This window comes from uncultured Maribacter sp. (assembly GCF_947495965.1).
Classification (GTDB): Bacteria; Bacteroidota; Bacteroidia; order Flavobacteriales; family Flavobacteriaceae; genus Maribacter_B.
Window position 1 is genome coordinate 510,902 of record NZ_CANMBB010000002.1, and the last position, 19,235, is coordinate 530,136.

Annotated in this window: 15 protein-coding genes; 2 read left to right on the top strand and 13 right to left on the bottom strand. The window is 31.4% G+C overall.

Going from position 1 to position 19,235, the window contains the following annotated elements:
* Positions 1–45: 45 nt before the first annotated feature.
* The 4 genes from Q0820_RS06590 to Q0820_RS06605 form a co-directional block, all read right to left on the bottom strand.
* Positions 46–1,524: a RagB/SusD family nutrient uptake outer membrane protein gene (locus tag Q0820_RS06590; protein ID WP_298486253.1), complete on the bottom strand. Its 1,479-nt coding sequence runs from the start codon at positions 1,522–1,524 to the stop codon at positions 46–48.
* A gap of 24 nt (positions 1,525–1,548) precedes the next feature.
* Positions 1,549–4,968 carry a TonB-dependent receptor gene (locus tag Q0820_RS06595; RefSeq protein WP_298486255.1) on the bottom strand — a complete coding sequence of 1,140 codons (3,420 nt, stop codon included), beginning with the start codon at positions 4,966–4,968 and terminating at the stop codon, positions 1,549–1,551.
* 155 nt (positions 4,969–5,123) lie between these two features.
* Positions 5,124–6,248, bottom strand: coding sequence for a FecR family protein (locus Q0820_RS06600; RefSeq protein ID WP_298486257.1), 1,125 nt, complete (start codon positions 6,246–6,248; stop codon positions 5,124–5,126).
* Positions 6,249–6,409: 161 nt separating this feature from the next.
* A complete protein-coding gene (locus Q0820_RS06605) occupies positions 6,410–6,976 on the bottom strand; it encodes an RNA polymerase sigma-70 factor (RefSeq protein WP_298486259.1) in 567 nt (188 codons plus the stop codon).
* A 204-nt stretch (positions 6,977–7,180) separates the two neighbouring features.
* Between Q0820_RS06605 and Q0820_RS06610 the strand changes: the two genes are divergently transcribed.
* Entirely contained in the window at positions 7,181–8,146 is a 966-nt protein-coding gene (locus tag Q0820_RS06610) for a D-2-hydroxyacid dehydrogenase (protein WP_298486261.1), read from the top strand.
* 101 nt (positions 8,147–8,247) lie between these two features.
* Here the strand turns inward: Q0820_RS06610 and Q0820_RS06615 are convergent, their stop codons facing one another.
* The gene (locus Q0820_RS06615; RefSeq protein WP_298486262.1) at positions 8,248–9,570 is read right to left on the bottom strand and encodes a hypothetical protein; all 1,323 of its coding nucleotides are present in this window, start codon (positions 9,568–9,570) and stop codon (positions 8,248–8,250) included.
* 112 nt (positions 9,571–9,682) lie between these two features.
* Between Q0820_RS06615 and Q0820_RS06620 the strand changes: the two genes are divergently transcribed.
* The gene (locus Q0820_RS06620; protein ID WP_298486264.1) at positions 9,683–13,024 is read left to right on the top strand and encodes a DUF5107 domain-containing protein; all 3,342 of its coding nucleotides are present in this window, start codon (positions 9,683–9,685) and stop codon (positions 13,022–13,024) included.
* A gap of 127 nt (positions 13,025–13,151) precedes the next feature.
* Here the strand turns inward: Q0820_RS06620 and Q0820_RS06625 are convergent, their stop codons facing one another.
* From Q0820_RS06625 to Q0820_RS06660, 8 genes are read right to left on the bottom strand one after another with little or no spacing between them, the layout of a single operon-like run.
* Positions 13,152–14,579, bottom strand: a complete 1,428-nt coding sequence (locus tag Q0820_RS06625) for an SDR family oxidoreductase (protein ID WP_298486265.1) — start codon at positions 14,577–14,579, stop codon at positions 13,152–13,154.
* 9 nt (positions 14,580–14,588) lie between these two features.
* Complete coding sequence (locus tag Q0820_RS06630; protein ID WP_298486267.1) at positions 14,589–16,070, bottom strand: cryptochrome/photolyase family protein; 1,482 nt, start codon at positions 16,068–16,070, stop codon at positions 14,589–14,591.
* Entirely contained in the window at positions 16,067–16,213 is a 147-nt protein-coding gene (locus tag Q0820_RS06635) for a DUF2256 domain-containing protein (protein WP_298486270.1), read from the bottom strand. Before Q0820_RS06635 ends, Q0820_RS06630 begins: the two co-directional genes overlap by 4 nt.
* Positions 16,197–16,823 (bottom strand): flavin reductase, encoded by a 627-nt coding sequence (locus Q0820_RS06640; RefSeq protein ID WP_298486272.1) that lies wholly within the window; start codon positions 16,821–16,823, stop codon positions 16,197–16,199. The genes Q0820_RS06635 and Q0820_RS06640 overlap by 17 nt, the downstream gene beginning before the upstream one ends.
* Positions 16,823–18,280 (bottom strand): cryptochrome/deoxyribodipyrimidine photo-lyase family protein, encoded by a 1,458-nt coding sequence (locus tag Q0820_RS06645; protein WP_298486274.1) that lies wholly within the window; start codon positions 18,278–18,280, stop codon positions 16,823–16,825. The genes Q0820_RS06640 and Q0820_RS06645 overlap by 1 nt, the downstream gene beginning before the upstream one ends.
* Positions 18,281–18,307: 27 nt before the next feature.
* Positions 18,308–18,598, bottom strand: coding sequence for a TIGR03643 family protein (locus Q0820_RS06650; protein WP_298486275.1), 291 nt, complete (start codon positions 18,596–18,598; stop codon positions 18,308–18,310).
* Positions 18,599–18,601: 3 nt separating this feature from the next.
* Complete coding sequence (locus tag Q0820_RS06655) at positions 18,602–19,006, bottom strand: DUF2452 domain-containing protein (RefSeq protein WP_298486277.1); 405 nt, start codon at positions 19,004–19,006, stop codon at positions 18,602–18,604.
* Between the two features lie 4 nt (positions 19,007–19,010).
* Positions 19,011–19,172 carry a Lacal_2735 family protein gene (locus Q0820_RS06660; protein ID WP_298486279.1) on the bottom strand — a complete coding sequence of 54 codons (162 nt, stop codon included), beginning with the start codon at positions 19,170–19,172 and terminating at the stop codon, positions 19,011–19,013.
* Between the last annotated feature and the right edge of the window lie 63 nt (positions 19,173–19,235).

The window sequence follows — 19,235 nt, forward strand, 5'->3', positions numbered from 1 at the left end:
AGCTTTGTATAAACTAACTTATAAAAAACTAATCTGTTTCTAATTTTAATTATCTACTAGCGGATTAGAATCTACTTCAGATAATGGAATAGGAAACAAAATTTTATCGTCTGATGCATTTGTTTTTCCTCTAGCTATAGCGTCAGAAATAAGTCTGCCTTGACGAACTAAATCTTTACGTCTAAGACCTTCGGTTACAAATTCCCATCCACGCTCGTCTAACATAGCATCAATAAAAGCTTCTAAATTAGCAAAATCTGCTACATCATAGGTAGGAACTAAAGCTCTATCTCTAACCTCATTTAATAAATCTACCGCTTCTTGTGTTGGAGCTCCAGCCGCCATTGCAAGTGCTTCTGAGCGCATTAATAAAACATCTGCATAACGCATAAACACACAATCGTTAGGATAAAACTGGTCATTAACTACTGATGCATCTTCGGATGGTGTATACTTAAATGCTCTTGGATGAAATCTATTTCCTGGATTAGGACCATTCATTAAATCTACATAATTACCAGCTTTGTCTATATACTCATAACAAATCCATCCATTTGTAGCTGGACCAAATTCTCCTCTTGGATCCCAAGGAAGTGCTCTTTGGTCATTAGGATGATAAGTTGCAACAAAATCTCTTTGCAATTGTAATTGCGCTCCCCAGTTTCTAAAGTTTGTTTGGTATCCAGGAGGGTAATTATGAGCAGGAATCGCATTTTTTGATAAAAGTGTTTCATTTTCAAAAACAAAAATAAGTTCGCTATTCCCTTCATTTTCATGAGAAAACATTGTAGTTACATCTGCTAACAAACTATAATTACCATCTAAAATTACATCTTCTAAAACATCTGCAGCTGCTTGCCATTGTCTTGTGTTTAATAAAAAACGACCTAACATAGCTTGTGCTGCTCCTTTAGTTGCTTTACCATTAGCATCTTGCGTTTCTGGTAAGGCTGCAATAGCAGAACGGTATTCTGTTTCTATAAAAGTACGTATCTCTTCATCAGAAGCTTTTGGGTATTCAAAACTTAAATCTAAAGTACTGGTTACTAAAGGTACAGGTCCCCAAAGGTCATATAATTCTGAATAATTCCAAGCTCTAAGGAAAGTAGCTTCTGCTTTAAAGGCTGCAACTTTTTCTGCAGGTATTGTACTTACTCCGTCTATATAATCTAATAAAGAGTTACAGTTACGAATAGCTTCGTAAATTTCATTCCAAGTAGTAGTTAAATCTGCGTTTCCAGCATCTACAGTATACTCTTCAAAAGGTACTACTCTACCACGGTACCCTCCACCAGCTTCTACCTCATCATCACATGGGTAAGCTGCGAAAGTGTGCCATCTTTCTCTTATAACTGGACTTGAAGCTCCGTAAGCTGAAACCAAAATAGCTTCAATCCCTTCTTCTGTAGCAACAAAAGCATCTGCATCAAATTCTGTAAAGACTTTTTCTTCTAAGAAATCATTACATGATACTCCTAAAATAAGAAACACACATAAGCTTAATTTATATATTGTATTTTTCATGATTTTAAAATTTATCGTTAATAATTAAAGGGTAAATCTAGCGCCAATACGTACTGTTTTAGCAAGCGGATAATCGCCGTATGTTCCTCTTTGCGATCTAGCAGAACTATTTTGCCCTCCTGCAGAATTAGCATCTGGATCAAAACCATCAAAATTTGTGAATGTAAAAAAGTTTTCTAACGACACATAAAAATTAGCAGATTGCAAGCCTAGTGCTTTCATAGGAAAATCGTAGCCTAATGTTATATTCTTTATCCTAACAAAAGATGCATCTTGTACTGTCCATTTATTTACCTTACGACCATCTTGGTAATTACCTGGTTCTACCATAGATGGGTATTGCGCATTTATATTCTCTGGCGTCCATCTATTTAAATAATATTTAGCTAATTTATTACGGTCTGGATCTATTGGATAAAATGATTCTGCAATTAAATTATTAAAAGCCTCTATTCCTTGTACTCCTAAAACATATACATCTAGAGTTAGGTTTTTATATTTAAACCTATTATTAAATCCAAATGTATAATCTGCAAATGGTTTACCTAACACTACTCTATCACTTGGATCTATTTTATTATCTCCGTTTACATCTCTTACTATAGGGTATCCTAAACCTGCACGGGCACTACCATCTGTAATTAATGCATTTGCCGCATCTACTTGTTCTTGTGTACTATAAATACCATCTATTTGGTAGCCATAAAAAGCCGCCATTGGCTCCCCTTCTTTAACTACCCAAAAGTCTCCAGCAAAAGCAAATCCCCCTCCTCCTGTAACTTCACCACCAACAAAATCTGGCACTTCGGTAACTTCATTATCTAAGGTTGAGAACGTTAGGTCTGATTCCCAAGAGAAATTATCATTAGTTATATTTTTACTACTTATTGAAATATCAAAACCTTTGTTTCTTACATTTCCAAAGTTTTCTCTAAAACTGCTAAACCCTGTAGAAGTTGGCACTGGTCTTTGAAAAAGTTGGTCCGATGTATTTCTTACATAATACTCTATACTTCCTGATAACCTGTAATCTAATAATGCAAAATCTAGACCCAAGTTTATTTCTTTTGTAGTTTCCCAAAGAAGGTTATTATTAGGAATTCTACTAGGAACAGCTCCCGTAAGAACTTGCCCTCCTAAAACGGCATTAGACCCAGGAATAAATGTTGAAATAGTTTCAAAATTATTAATAGCCTGGTTTCCTATTTCTCCATACCCTATTCTTAATTTTAGATTATCAAACAGTTCTTGTTTTTTCATAAAAGGTTCGGAACCAATTTGCCAACCTAAAGAGGCAGATGGAAATACTGCAGTCTTATTTTTTTCTGAAAACTTGCTGGTACCATCTGCTCTAAAAGATGCAGTTAATAAGTACTTATCTTTATAGGCATATGTAGCTCTTCCTAAATAGGAACGCAAAGTAGGTTCAAACCTCTCAGTTTCTGTAGCGAATCTTTCTGGGTTAGCAGCTCCAAAAAAATCGGATCCATTAACATCAGATAAAAATCCTTCTGCAGTTGCTTCTATTTCTCTATTGATAAATTTTTCATAGGTTACCCCTCCTATTACTTTAAAGTTATGATTTTCTAGTTCTTTTTCATAAGAAAGAAGGTACTCTGCAATACCATAAGAATTATCATTGTTTCTTACCAACCCTAATCCTTTAGCACCAATACCTGCTTGTGTCCATCTATTCTCATAAGAATCAAATTTAGTACCGCTTATCCTACCTCCAAGATTAAGGTTCATTTTAAACCCATCAAACATCTCGTATTCAATTTTAGCGTTTCCTATAATTTCATTTCTTTCTCTATTTTGGTCAAAACCTTGCATTATTGCTTCTGGGTTTTCTACCTGAATAAAAGGGTTTAATTTATACCTTCCTTGTTCATCTAACTGGGCATCTAAGGTTGGATCAAATAATAAAGCCGCTGCTACAGAACCAGATATACTATTGGTTCCTAAAGGCATTAAATCTGTAAGTGTTCTATTGGCATTTAAATTAAAGTTTATTTTTAATCTATCTGTAGGCGTTACATTTACATTTATACGAGCGTTGTATCTATTTTCTCCCGTGTTTCTAAGTACCCCTTTTGCATCATAATAATTTAAAGACGCATAATAGGTTGCTTTTTCATTACCTCCAGAAAGAGAAAGCTGGTGATTTTGCATTACACCTCCTCTTAAAATTTGGTCTTGCCAATTAAAACCATTCCCAATGGAAGCTATTTGCTCATCGGTATATATTGGAGTGTAAGCTGGGTCTGTAGCATTTGCAGGGTCTGATTCAAAGTCTAATGCGTTTAGAGTTTCCATATACTGTTCTCCATTAAGCATATCTATACGTTTTGCAGCATTTTGTATACCAACATACGTGTTATAAGAAACTTTAAGGCCGCTTCTGCTACCCTGTTTTGTTGTAATTAAAACTACCCCGTTAGCTGCTCTAGAACCATAAATTGCTGATGCAGATGCATCTTTTAGTATTTGAATAGATTCTATATCATCTGGGCTTAAAGCATCTACATTACCATTTGGTAACCCATCTACAACGACTAAAACACCGTTTCCGCCATTAACTGAGTTTAGTCCACGAACTTTAATTTCTACCGCACCGCCTGGCGCACTACTAGATTGACTAATTTGTACACCTGAGGCTTTACCTTGTAATAATTGAAAAGCATTCGTATTAGCTCCTTTTGCAAAGTCTTTAGCGGTAACCTGTACAACAGAACCCGTAACATCTTTTACTCTTTGAGAACCATACCCTACTACTACAACTTCATCTAATGACTCTGAATCTTCTGCCATTGTAACCTTAACTGTAGTTTGGTTTGCAATTACAACTTCTTGGGTTACATACCCAATGTAAGAAATTACAAGGATTGGTTTTTCGGTAGAAGGCGTTATTGAGAAATTTCCATCAAAATCGGCCTGTGTACCATTACTTGTTCCTTTTTCAAGAATATTTGCACCCGGTAATGGAATACCATCTGTATCTACAATTACTCCCGAAATACTGCTCTGAATATTAGATACAACATTTTCTACAGCATTTTTAGTAGTAATAGGTAAGGTATTTTTTTCTGTCAAATAAATACGCTTCCTTATAATATTATACTTTGTTTTTGTTGTACTAAATACTTGATTTAAAATAGTATTTATAGGCTCTTTATTAGCTGCTATAGATATGGTTCTATTTAAATCTATATCTGATAATTTATATACGAAACGAAATTTAGTGCTGCTTTCTACTTCATCTAAAAATTGACTTACAGACACTTCATTTAAATTAAGTGTAACTTTTGTCTCTTGTGAATAGGTGTCATTTGCTTGCAGTGCGATGAATGACACAAAAAATAATAGGAGACTAAGTTTCATTTTAAGATCAAATTTTAATAACGGATAAAACCGCCCTTTTGGTTTAGAAGGTTGTTTTTTCATACTTTTGTAGTGTTAAAAATTGTGGTTATTCTTTTTGAGTTTAATCACATCATAACCGATCGGGAAATGTTGCACCATTTTCCGATTTTTTATTATGACATGTTTTTGTGTTAGTTACGTTACTTTACATAGGCAGTTTATTTTAAGTTAATTTTTTAATTGAGTATTATAGTATTCCCATCTATTACATAATCTAGATGATAGGTTATTTTTAATTCTTCTAAAACTTCTTTAATAGGTGGCTTACTTCCAAAGCTTGCATTAAACCTTTCATTAGACAGGCTTTTATTTTTATTTATAATCGTAACATCATATTGCCTTTCTAATTTTTTTAGAATATTATCAAAAATCATGTTTCTAAAAACAAGTTCCCCTTTCATCCAAGAAGTATAAATATCTGTAATAACTGCATTGGTTTTTATATCTTTATTTTGCTTACTAAAACTTGCCTTGTAACCAGGTGCTAAACGTTTTTCTATTTCCCCCTCTTTAGTTTCATTAGTATAAAGGCCAACAGAGCCTTCTACCAAAACAACTTCGGTTATATTATCTTCTGGATACGCATTTACGTTAAATACCGTTCCAAAAACTTTAACATTAAGATCATCTGCATTTACTATAAAAGGATTTTTTTCATCTTTAGCTACATCTAAAAGCACCTCACCTGTTACATAAACTAAGCGTTCTTTGCCTTCTATGAATTTTATTGGATATTTTAAAGAGGAACCAGCATTTAAATACACTTTTGTACCATCTGATAGTAACAACTCAAAAGTTCTGCCATAAGGAATAGTCAAAGTATTATATATTAATTTCTCAGTTTTAGTCTCTACATCAGTATATACTAATTGGTTTTTATTTTGCCTACCAACTACACTTCCTGAAGCATTAAAAAGAGGAGTATTATTTTCTTCGTCTAAGACTTTTATAGTACCATCTTCTAATTCTAATGTAATAACATCTTTAGGAGCCAATTCTAAATTATCACTTTGTTGAGTAGCATATTTACTACCAAAAAACAGTATCCCTAATGCAATCATTGCAACAGAGGCTACTTTCCATATTTTTGTGGTTGCTTTTGGTGGTTCTTCTAAATTTTTACTAATATCAGACCAAATTGTTTCTTTTAAACTATTCTTAGATTCTTCATCTTTAAAATAATTTTCATTTTTGTGTATCCTATATTCTTCTTCAAACTTTTCCAAAGCTATCTCCTCTTGCCTTGTTAATGAGCCATTTATAGACTTCTCCAGTAGCTTTCTAAATTCTTTTTCTTTCATAGTGATAGGTGTACACTAAGAAGACCCTCTTAGGGATGTTTTTTCCCATAAAAAAATTGAATTTAACATTTTTTTAACATTTAACGAGTTGGAAGAATAATTTAATATGTTAAAAAAACAACGCATATAATTATAAAAATGAAAAATAATGTAGCGCAATTTTACGAAAAAAGAAAAATGAGAAGGACAGTTAAATTACTTCTTATAGATTTTACTGCAACCGAAATTTGATTTTCAACAGATTTTTTAGAGATACCAAGTTCCATAGCTATTTCTTCATTAGAATAGTGTTTAAATCTACTTAATTCAAAAATTTGCTTACAGCGTTTTGGCAAACTATTCATAGCATGTTTAATAGTACTTATAGTCTCTTCTAAATCATGCTGCTTTTTAGATGCCGACTCTGAGAGTATATATGACTTTTCTATAAAATCTAAACGTACAGAAGAAAACTTCTTGTCCCTGAGGTATTTATAACAATTATTTCTTACTGCTGTATGTATGTAAGCTTCAAAACTTCGTATTTCTATAACCTCTCTTTTTTGCCATAATTTTATCCAAATTTCTTGGACAATATCTTTAGCTATAGCTTCATTTTCTACAATAGATGTAGCTTTAATATACATAACCTCCCAATACAGCTCATAAAGCTTACGAAAAGCTCTTTTATTGCTTTTTGTAAACTCTAGTACTAATAAATTGCTAGATAGGTTGGTTTTTGTTGGCATTCAGGTATTTGGTTTCGGTAGAATAAAACTACACTAAAATTATTAAATATTCAAAAATATGTTAATTAATAAAATTAAATATAAATTTTCAATCGAAATAATATTAAATAAACAATAAACAACAAAAATTTCCAAAAAAAGAAAGTACCAATCTGTTTTTATTCTACACTCCTCATCCTTTATCTTTATACACAAATAAAATATATGGAAATTGTAGTTTTAGATGGTTATACACTTAACCCTGGCGATTTAAGTTGGGATAGTATAAAAAAATTAGGGAATGTAACTGTTCATGAGCGCACTCCTGTAGATCCCAAAAGTGTTTTAAAAACTATTGGTAATGCCTCTATAATTTTCACTAATAAAACACCTTTGCCAAAAGAGGTTATTAATAATGCTCCCTGTCTAAAATATATTGGTGTTTTAGCTACAGGTTATAATGTAGTAGATATTACTGCTGCAATAAACAAAGGTGTTATAGTAACCAATGTACCTACATATAGCACTACTTCTGTAGCGCAAATGACTATGGCTTTATTATTAGAAATGTGCCATAATACTGGTTTACATTCTAACGCTGTACATGATGGTGAATGGACTAAAAATGGAAACTTTAGCTTTTGGAAAACTCCTTTGATAGAACTTGCCGGAAAAACTTTTGGGATTATTGGTTTTGGTACTATTGGACAAGCTACAGCAAAGTTAGCGCAAGCCTTTGGAATGCAAGTTATTACCTATAGTAGAACCAAAAAGCCAGAATTAGAAACCAGTACATGTAAATTTGTCTCATTGGATGTTCTATTAAAAGAGTCTGACTTTATTAGCCTTCACTGTCCTTTATTCCCAGAAAACCAAGGCATTATAAATACCAAAAACATTTCTAAAATGAAAGATGGTGTTAAAATTATTAATACTTCTAGAGGACAATTAGTGATAGAGGAAGATTTAAAATTAGCTTTAGAAAATGGTAAAGTTTCTGGTGTTGCTCTAGATGTTGTCTCTATAGAGCCTATAGAAAATACAAACCCTCTTTTAGGGGCTAAAAATTGTATAATTACACCACATATAGCATGGGCTCCTAAAGAATCTAGAGCTCGTTTATTACAAACTGCGATACATAATTTAGAAGCCTACCTGGATAACAAACCCGTTAATGTAATTAAAGGGTAAATATACAGTAGTACATTACAAACAAAAACAATTAAAAGTTTCTTTTTCATGAAAAAAACACCTAATTATTAGTCATATATGACAAAAAAACAATCCATTTTTTAATCAAAATCATTAAAATATGTAGTTCCTGTTGTTAAGTCTTTAATTTTTAAATAATCTAGCATTCCAGAACCTTTAAAAGAATTTTCTACTCCTACAATATTCCCATTAGGATTGGTGTAATTGCCAGTATAAATTACAATATTGTTTACAGAAACTTTTACATTCTTTTTATGAACCTTTATATATAAAGTATTCCATTCTTCAGGGTTTATCTTAAAATCTGATAAGTTCTCATGACTTCCATTAATTGTATTTTCTCCAAATTTTAATCCTGAAAATTGGGAGCAACCTGTCTCCATTAATTTTATACTATTCCTATTATTTTCACAATACAATCGTAAAATAAAATCGTAACAAGTAATGCCTCCAAATGCTTTGGCATTTTTAAATTTTGTTTTTAATGTAAAATTATCTCCGTCTATATTAAATTTCTTAAAAATTCTATTTACCAAATAATAAACTGGAGGCACTTTCATTCCATTTTGCTTCATTTCATCTGGAGAATAATACAAGAAACCTTTTGTCGTATTCTTAGGCATTTTGTTGTCCATCCAATATCTACCAATGTAACCTTCATCTGTTAAATAACTATTCCAACCTTTAGACATTGCTAATATATTTTTAGTTTTTAAAGTGTCTAGATTGTCTTTTACTATCATTTGATAATAGCCAGGAATTTGGTATGTAAAGTTATATGCAAACTTGTTCTTATCTGGTTTTATTATTTGATCTCCCATTACAGGATGCTTAAAATCATAATCTATATAAATACTATCTGAACTATTTTTTGAAAAATCATAATTAGCTTGTACTGTAAAAGGCACCGTACCCACAGAGTCTTTTAAAGCAAATAAAAAGGGCTCTTCTACTTTAATTTTTTTATGTTCTTTGCTTTTAACACTATACACAACAAAAACTATAGCAACAATTAATAAAGGAATTGCATAAAGTAAATTTCTTTTATTTTTGGTAGTAACAGCAGCCTCCTTTTTATAAATATTTTCTTTATTGTTTTTAACAAAATCTTCCCATGAGGCGTATCCCAAAAATTTAGACAATGCATTTTTAGTAGCCTGCTGCGGATTGTAATGCTCTTTATACTTTATCTTCCCAAATAATCTTTTTAAAGTATGCGGGCTAATAGATATTTCTGATGTATTAGAAATAGTATCTGCAAGTTTTATAAAGTCTGACTCTTTCCATAAAGAAGATTTTCTCCAATTTAATTTCTTCTCTACTTGCGATAAACAATAGTTTAAGTAATCTTGTTCTATCATCCCTTTTTGTACTATATGCAAAACTTTGAATAGGTTTTGCATACCTAATTTTTCTTTATTTATTCAATATTCTCTTAAATTTAAAGAAGTATTAATAATTTTTACCTCCAAAAATTGAATTTAACATAATAACCTTTAAAAAAGACTATATATAATGAAAAAAACAGAACGTAATTATTTTACATTTTTTGCTCTCTTTATTTTAATAAGTACCAATAGTCTTTTTGCACAAGTAAGAATGACCGAAGAATCTTGGACTTTACCAACATATAAAGTTATGCCTTCTGAAAAAGCTCCTATGTTTTTTACAAATGGTAATTTCCAAGGGGCGCAAAGGGTTATATATCCGTATGCCGCTAATGATGAAATTTCTGGGGAGAGAACCACACAAGATTGGAAAGCTCTTATATTAGAAAATGAGTATATAAAATTATGTGTTACTCCTGAAATTGGTGGTAAATTATATTACGCTACAGATAAAACTAATGACTATAATTTTATTTATAAAAATAATGAGGTAAAGCCTGGTAATATAGGAATGACAGGTGCATGGGTTTCTGGAGGAATAGAATGGTGTGTTTTACACCACCATAGAGCTTCTACTTTTTTACCTATGGATTATGATTTGGTTGAAAATAAAGATGGTAGTAAAACAATTTTTATAGGCGAAACAGAACCAAGACATAGAATGCGGTGGAATGTAGGTGTAACCGTATCTCCTGGTAAATCTTATTTTGAAGCAGAAGTGTCTATTTACAACCCTACACCTTACACTCATAATTTTTTGTATTGGGCAAATGTTGCCGCACATACTAACAATACATACCAAACTATATTTCCGCCAAGTGTTGAGTTTGTAACTTTTCACCAAAAAAACCAGTTTACTAGATGGCCTATATCTAATGATATTTATAGAGGGCAAGACTTTACAAAAGGGGTAGATATAAGCAGGTGGAAAAATGTTAAAGAACACGCTTCCTTTTTTGCTCATGATTTAAAAGAGGATTTTATGGGAGGCTACGACCATGGAAAAAATAGTGGAACAGTACATATTGGCGATCATAATATTGTAAAAGGTGCTAAACTTTGGGAATGGGGCTCTGGAAAGGTAGGACAAGCTACAGAGGGAAGATTAACAGAAACTAGTGGCCCATATGTAGAAATTATGGTTGGTGCATTCTCTGACAACCAACCAGACTATACTTGGATAAGACCATATGAAGTAAAAAAATGGAAACAATACTGGTATCCTGTTAAAGACATTGAAGGTTTTAAAAACGCAAATCTAAATGCTGCAGTTAATTTAGAGCAAAGACAAAATAACACCATTTTTTTGGGGTACCATTCTACCCAAAAAGTAAAAAATGCTAGAATTATCTTAAAAAATGGAAACCAAGTTATATTAGAAAAGAACCTCCTAATTTCTCCTGAAAAAGCATTTACAGAAAAGGTTAAAATAAATTCTGACTATAAATTTACAGAACTATATACAGAACTAAGAGATTTGGATACTAATGCTATAATCATATCCTATCAGCCAAAAAAACCTAAAAATACTAAAAACCTACCTCCTGTGGTTACACCCCCTGCTGCCCCAGAAGATATTACTAGTGTAGAAGAGTTGTTCATTGTTGGCAATAGAATGGAACAATTTTACAAAACTGCAAACGGAGGAGAAACGCCTTATTATAAAGAAGCTCTTAAAAGAGACCCTAATCACACTAAAACAAATATTGCAATTGGTAATAAATTACTTAAAAATGGGGACTATACTACTGCTAGAACTTATTTTTCTAGAGCTATAAAAAGGCAAACAAACAACTATACAAGACCGTCTAACGGAGAAGGACTGTATCTACAAGGCATAACATTAAAAAAACTAGAATTATATGAAGAAGCTATTGATACGCTCTATAGAGCAACTTGGGATAATGCTTATTTTTCTGCTGCTTTTTTTGAATTAGCACAAATATCTTCTATAAATAAAGACTACAAAAAGGCTCTTAAAGAAATTAATGAAGCTATTTCTAGTAATACTAAAAATACTAGATTATATGGCTTAAAATCTGCTATTCAAAGAAAATTAGGGAATTACAATAATGCCTTAGAAACACTACAACAGGTTTCTACTATAGATCCACTTAATTTTAGAATACAAAATGAACTTTATTTAACAGCTAAAGAAACAAACAAAGAACAAGAAGCTTCCAATTTACTTGCATCGTTAAACAAAAAAATGCGAGATTTTGAACAAAACTATATAGAGTTAGCTGTAGAATATCTTAATGACGGAATGCTAAAAGAATCTGAAGAGGTTTTAAAACGGTATAAAGGAAAAAATCCTATTTCTATATATTACCTAGGGTATATACAAGATAAATTTAAAAATAAAGATGCCGCTAAAAAACTATTTAGTGAAGCACAATCTTTATCGGAAGAGGGTATTTTCCCTTATAGATTAGAAACTATTGAAGTTTTAAAAAAAGCAATAGAATATAACCCCAAGGACGGTAAAGCGTATTACTATTTAGGTAACATTTTGTATGACAAACAACCAGAAAAAGCAATACTACATTGGGAAAATGCAGTAAAAAAAGCTCCTAAATTAGCAATGGCACATAGAAATATAGGTTTTGGTTATTACCGCCACTACAAAGATTATCCTAAAGCCATACTTTCTTACGAAAAAGCAATTGCTTTAGATAAAACTGATGCTGTTTTTTACAATGAGTTAGATGTTCTTTATGAATTAAATAATAGTCCTGTAAAAAAGAGGCTTGCTATATTTGAAGGTAATAACAAGTATGTAAAAAATAGAGATGATGCTTTTGTTAGACAAATGCAAGTGCTTACACTAGCAGGGCAAGCAGACAAAGTGGTAGCTTATTTAAAAGATAAAACATTTAGCTATAGAGAAGGTACTTCTAGAGTTAGAGAAAATATTATAGACGCACAATTATCTTTGGGAATTAAATTTTACAAAGCCAAAAACTACGAAAAAGCATTAGAACACTTTTTATTAGCACAAGTACCAGATGAGGCAGCTGGTAGAGCAAAATTTGGAAATAGAGAAATACAGGTTAATTACTTTATAGGTTTAGCTTATGAAGCCTTAAATAAAACTTCCGATGCCAAGCGTTTTTACACTTTATCAACTAACGTAGAAAGTGTAAAAAACATAACGCAAAGAAGCGGTTTTATGAGTTATTATGAAGGGTTAAGTTTTTTAAAACTAGGAAACAAAACTAAGGCAAATGAAATTTTTAACTCTCTTGTTGCTAATGGAGAAAAACAACTTAATTTTAATTCTGATGAGAATAGTTACTTTCAAATCTTTGGAGAAAAAGATAGCGAAAACACAAAGAAATCTTTAGCATATACAATGAGAGGTCTTGGGTACAAAGGTCTAAATAAGAAAAAACAAGCAAAAGAGGATTTAAAGAAAGCCATACAAATATCAGTAAGTAATTTGTGGGCAGGCATAGAGTTAGAATAGAGATTATAAAGGCAAAAACAACTAGGTTCTAGTTATTTTTGCCTTTACTTACTATATTTTTTATTTGAATATGATTATACAAACAAGACCTCCATTACTAATTATTTTAATAATTTTTTAATCTTAATTACTTCGTGAGCTGTTTTAACATACCTTTAAAAATAAAACCGTGAAATGGTAACACAGAATACCAATATAACCTTCCAGATAACCCTAAAGGCCTAAATGTTGCAGTTTGGATTAAAACTTCGTCTTTAATCTTAAACTCTAACCAAGCCTCTCCTGGTAATTTCATTTCTGCAAATAACAATAACCTACCTTCTTTTTTATTTGCGTAAAGTACGCGCCAAAAATCTATAGAATCGCCAGCTATTACGGCATTTTCATTTGTTCTTCCTCTACGTAAGCCAACACCTCCAAATAGCTTGTCTATGTAGCCCCGTATCCTCCATAACCAATTTGCATAATACCAACCTGTTGTACCTCCTATACTCCATATTTTTTCTATACAATCTTGTTTGTTATTATATTTTCTTGTTCGGGCATCTGTAAAACAACCAAATTTTGGCACTTTAATGTATTGTGCTATTTTCATATCCATGCCTCCACTACTAAAAGCATCTTTCCAGCTAGAAGCTATTTGGTTACTTTTGATTTTCACAAAAGCTTTATCTAAACTTTCCCTATAAGAAAGAGGTGTTATGCCTAAAATTTCTGATAGATCATTATTTTTACAAATAACCTCAACTTTCATACTACTTACTAGTGCTGTTGCTAATTTATAAGAGGTGGAAGTAACAAAATATAACCAGTAAGAAGATAGCTTAGGCGTCATTACAGGTATCGTAATTATTGTTCTTTTTAAGTTTCTAGCTTTTCCAAACTGAAGCAACATTTCTTTATATGTAAGTATATCTGCACCTCCAATATCAAAACTCTTATTAAAGACCTCTTCTCTAAATAAGGCTTTTTCTAAAAAGGACAAAACATCGGTTATTCCTATGGGTTGACACTTTGTATTTAGCCATTTTGGTGTAATCATTAATGGCAATTTCTCTACAATATCCCTTATAATTTCAAAAGATGCGCTGCCAGACCCAATAATAATACCTGCTCTTAAAGTGGTAAAATTATACGTTCCTTTTGCAAGTTCATTCTCTACATCTTTTCTAGATGATAAATGTTTAGATAAATTTTTATCATTTACAATACCGCTTAAATAAATAACATGTTTAACCTTAATTTTATCTAATGCAGTTCTAAAATTAATAGCGCATTTTAATTCTAATTCTTTATAGTTACTGGAGGTGGACATAGAGTGTATTAAATAATACGCACCATCTATATCTTCTGGTATAGAATTAAGAGTGGTAGCATCTAATAAATCTAACTTTATTACAGTTACGTCTTGTTCTAATTCTTCCGGAACTACAAACCTATCTAAATCTCTTACTCCACAAATTACATGAAATCCTTTTTGAATTAGAATAGGTAAAAAACGCTTACCAATATATCCTGTTGCTCCAGTAAGCAATATTTTCTTTTTAGACATCATTGTATGTATTTATAGATTTTCTAGATATAAATTTCCTTTTTCTATATGTTGTTTTCGTTTTTCCATAGGCATTTTATCAAACATACGAACTAGCATTCCTAGCCTAGGGTTAGATAAAAAGAAATCTCTTTGAGTATGCATAAATCTCCAAAAAAGACCATCCCAAGTAGCTTGCCAATCTCCCTTTTTATAATTACTCATTTTCATTATATAATTACTGCCACTTATATAAGGTTTCGTGGCCATTAAGCCACCATCTGCAAATTGGCTCATGCCATAAACATTAGCTACCATAACCCAATCGTAAGCGTCTATAAAAAGCTCCATAAACCATGTATATACCTCATCTGGGTCAAATTCACACAACAACATAAAGTTACCTAAAACCATTAAACGTTCAATATGATGGCAATATCCTGTTTTTAACACCTTCTTTATAGTTTGGTCTATTGGCGCTATACCAGTGGTTCCATTATAAAAAGAAGTAGGAATTTTTCTTTTAAATTTCCAGAAGTTAGTAATCCGCTCTTTACTACCATGAACTTCATAAATACCTCTCATAAACTCTCGCCAACCCATAATTTGACGCACAAAACCTTCGGTAGAATTTATAGGAATAGCATTAGCCTTTGCGTATTTTAAACATGCTTCTATAACATTTTTTGGAGTTATTAAACCCACATTAAGCATTGGTGTTAAAACGCTATGATTTAATATAGAATTTTCTGCAACTATAGCATCTTCATAAGTCCCAAATTCTAAAAAGCGCTGTTCAAAAAATTGCTGTAACCAATCTTTGGCACTTTTAAAACTAGTAGGATACAAGGAATACGTAGTAAGTAAACCTATATTTTTAGAGAAATTAGTTTCTACATAAGATGTTGCTTCTTTAAAATAACTATCCACATCTGGAAATTGAATAGATGGCGGTATTTTTTTTGCAGGGTATTTTTTTCTGTTTTCAGTATCAAAAGTCCATTTTCCTCCACTAGGCTTTCCATCATGCTCTATAAGTATATTTCTTTTTTTACGCTGTTCTTTGTAAAATGTAGTTTGATGGAATGTTTTTTTATCTTTTTTAAAGAAAACTTCTAACTCTTCTTTAGTATTTAAAAACAAAGGAGAATCATAAATTACAGTTTCTATTTTATGATCCTTACAAGCATTCTGCATCCTTTTTTGTAACCAATTATCTGTTGGATCTATGTAGTTAATATGTGTAATTCCTTTTTTCTTTAAAGCTGGAATTAATATTCTTATATCCGATATGTCTTTTATTGCTTCAATATAATGAACTTCCATTTTTTTTTCTTCCTCAAGAAAATCTGCATAATGTTTCATGCTTGCTCTATGGAAAGCAATTTTTTGTTTATGAAAGGAGTATTGATTAAAAAAAAGATATTCTTCTACTAGATATACGGGGTCTTTTCCTTGAAAAATTGGAGATTCTTCAAATAATTGATGCGGAAATACTACATTACATTTTTTCATTTATTTCTTCTACAACGTTCACTACAATATTTTACAGCACCCCAATTCTTTTCCCATTTTTTTCGCCAAGTAAAAGGTCGCTCACAAACAACACATATTTTTTGAGGAAGATCTTGCTTTTCATTTTTAAAACTCGGGTACATCTTCTATTCTTACATAAGGGTGTTTAGCAATCTTTTTTAAAGAGTAGTAACTATTTAATCCAGAAATACCTATACCACTAGTAGCCTCTAAATCTATATCCCCATCTACAAAAGCATTATCCGGAAAAATTAGATGTTCTATTTCTCCTATAATTAACTTAGTTCCATTTTGCTTAATATCTATTGCTTCTACAAAACGCATACCTATTTTAAAATTACTTTCTTTTACAAAAGGAGCTTTAAAATCTTCTAAATATTCTTCGGTTAGGTTACAGCGCTTAAACTCTGATATATTTTTATTAAATTTTGCTGAAGTGTAATGTGCATTTTTTATAAAATCTTTGTGAATATGATTTATAGTATAAACCTTATTTTCTATAATATTAAAATAAGTATGCCCCACTTCTTCTGTTTGTGGTCTTGTAATAAACCCTAATAATGGCGGAGCACTCCCTAGGTGAACTACGGAACTAAAAATTGCTACATTAGTTTGCGCATTATTGTTTATGGTACCTATTAGGTTCGCTGGTTTTATTCCTGTTACTGAATTTATTATTTTTAATTTTGTAACACGGTCCAGCTCCTCTATTTCTTTTTTAGTATACTTCATTATTTTTTATTTACGTGCATTTTTAAAATACGATGCTTTTCTTTTTGCACTGCCGGATGTTTTTTATGTTCCCAATTTTTTTCTCTTGCAAGCCTTGCACTTTCTTGTAAATTAACAATTGGCAGTGGGTAATCTTCCCCAATAATTGTTTCACAAAAAGTTTGCTCTATTAGTGTCATTTTCCAAGGCTCATGAATATGAGCTAGAGGAACTTTTTCTAATTCTGGAATCCATTTTTTTATAAAAACACCTTCTGGGTCGTGTTCCTGAGAATTTTTCACTGGATTGTATAAACGTATGGTATTAACTCCTGTTGTTCCTGCTTGCATTTGAAACTGCGTATAATGTATTCCTGGCTCGTAATCTAAAAATTGCCTTGCTAAATGGTAAACGCCATGTCTCCAATCTTGGTCTAAGTTCATAGTTAAGAAAGAAACTACCATGGCACGCATTCTAAAATTAATCCAACCCGTTTTTTCTACAGCACGCATACAGGAATCTACCAAAGGATAACCCGTATTTCCTGTTTTCCATGCTCTAATAAAAGCTTCGTTTTCTTTATGTGGTAATAATTCATACCCCTGATTAATACAAACAGTTTCGTATCTACACTCTACTTCAAACTTTTGTATAAAATGACAATGCCAGTGTAAACGAGTTAGCATTGCCGAAAATGCCCTAGCACTGTTCTTCTTTTTAGGATGTGTAGCTACAAATTGATACGCTTGTTTTACACTTATATTTCCCCAAGCTAAATAAGGAGATAATCTACTACAAGATAGTCTGCTTTCTGCAGGTTTTGATATATGTCGTTGGTAATTAACACCTCGTTTATCTACAAAAGATTTTAAATATTGCCAAGCCTTTTTTTCCCCTGCTGGTTGATATTTTTTTGGGTATTGCCTCCACCCTGCTTCAATTACTTTAGGAATTAAAAAAGGATGTTTTAATGGTGCTATTTTAGATATTGAATACTTGTTTTGTATAACGGGCGAATGCATTTTTAGATACCAAAGCGTATTCCAATCCTTTCTATTTTTTATTCCACGTATAATGCCATCGCGTTGTAACTCTTCCCAAACTATATTCTTTTGTTTAAAAAACAAACCTACTTCTTTGTCTCTGTCCCAGGTTATTTGCGTACCGCTTTCTTGATAACTAAAAACGTTCTTTATTAAAAACTCTTTATCTAAGTATTTAAATATAGTTATAGCCTCTCCATAAAGTTCCTCTACACACCTATGAAAAGGTTTTAAAACCGTATTTAAATCCTGTATTGAATTATATATAAATTTTAAATGTCTTGGACTTGTATCTGGATATTCTATAATTGAAGGCTCGTATATATACAGAATTTTATAAGGAATACCAGATTGCTCTGCTTTAAATAAAGGTTCATGGTCTTGCGAACGAATATCTCGTTTTAACCAAACAATATTTATAGGTTGTTTTTTCAATAGTTAAGTTCTCCCGTAGTAGCTTTATTACCGCTTACTTATTTTATTTCCAGATATTGCTCTTTGTCGGGAACACTTAAAACGAGAAATATCTGGATTACGTTTTTTTAAATGTTTTTGACTAACGCCACTATTTACTCTTTTTCGCCAACGTTTAAAGCTTGAAGTTTTAAGATTTAGGCGCATTGTCTTTACAACCTCTTTTTCAGGCAAACCAAACTGAAACAATATAGCTTCAAAAGGCGTACGGTCTTCCCAAGCCATTTCTATGATACGGTCTAATTCTCTTTCTGTAAATTCTGTTTTAATACTTCTCATTTATCACGTAATTTTTTCCCAAATCTGGTCTACATTTAAATAAAAACTTCCAACTAAATTAAATCTGCATTGATTTGGCGCTATTATGGAAAGGAAAAAATCATTGCTTTCTCTTTTGTATAAATGGTACACTTCTCCAATAATAGGCTCAAAGCTAAAATTTGCACTAAAAATGATTTTATTATATTCAAATTGCTCCATCATTTTATCATAAGAAGCCTTTAATTCTAGATATTTTGTTTTAGTTTGATGATTTAGCTTATTAATACTTCTTTTTTTCCATGGAGTGGTATCCTCAATAGTAATTACAGGAGCACCAACAGATGTTGCATAAGGTTTTAAAGCGGCATCGTACTTTTTAGTTTTACTATTAAAAACTACATTATCTGGCTTCTTATCCGTTTTCATGTAATTACAATTTCTCAATTTTTTTTAGAATTTCTTCTGCCTCGAAGATTTTTTGATCACTCATTTTTCTATTTGTTGTAGAAAAATTATGTGCCTCACTTAAAAGCTTTTTATATGTAGCTTCTAATTTTTCTTTTTCTGATTTCTTTTTGAATACCCCAAACATATCTTGCTATTTTCTATAAAAATACAACTTTTGTTTAATTTTTAATTGAAAAAATTAAACAAA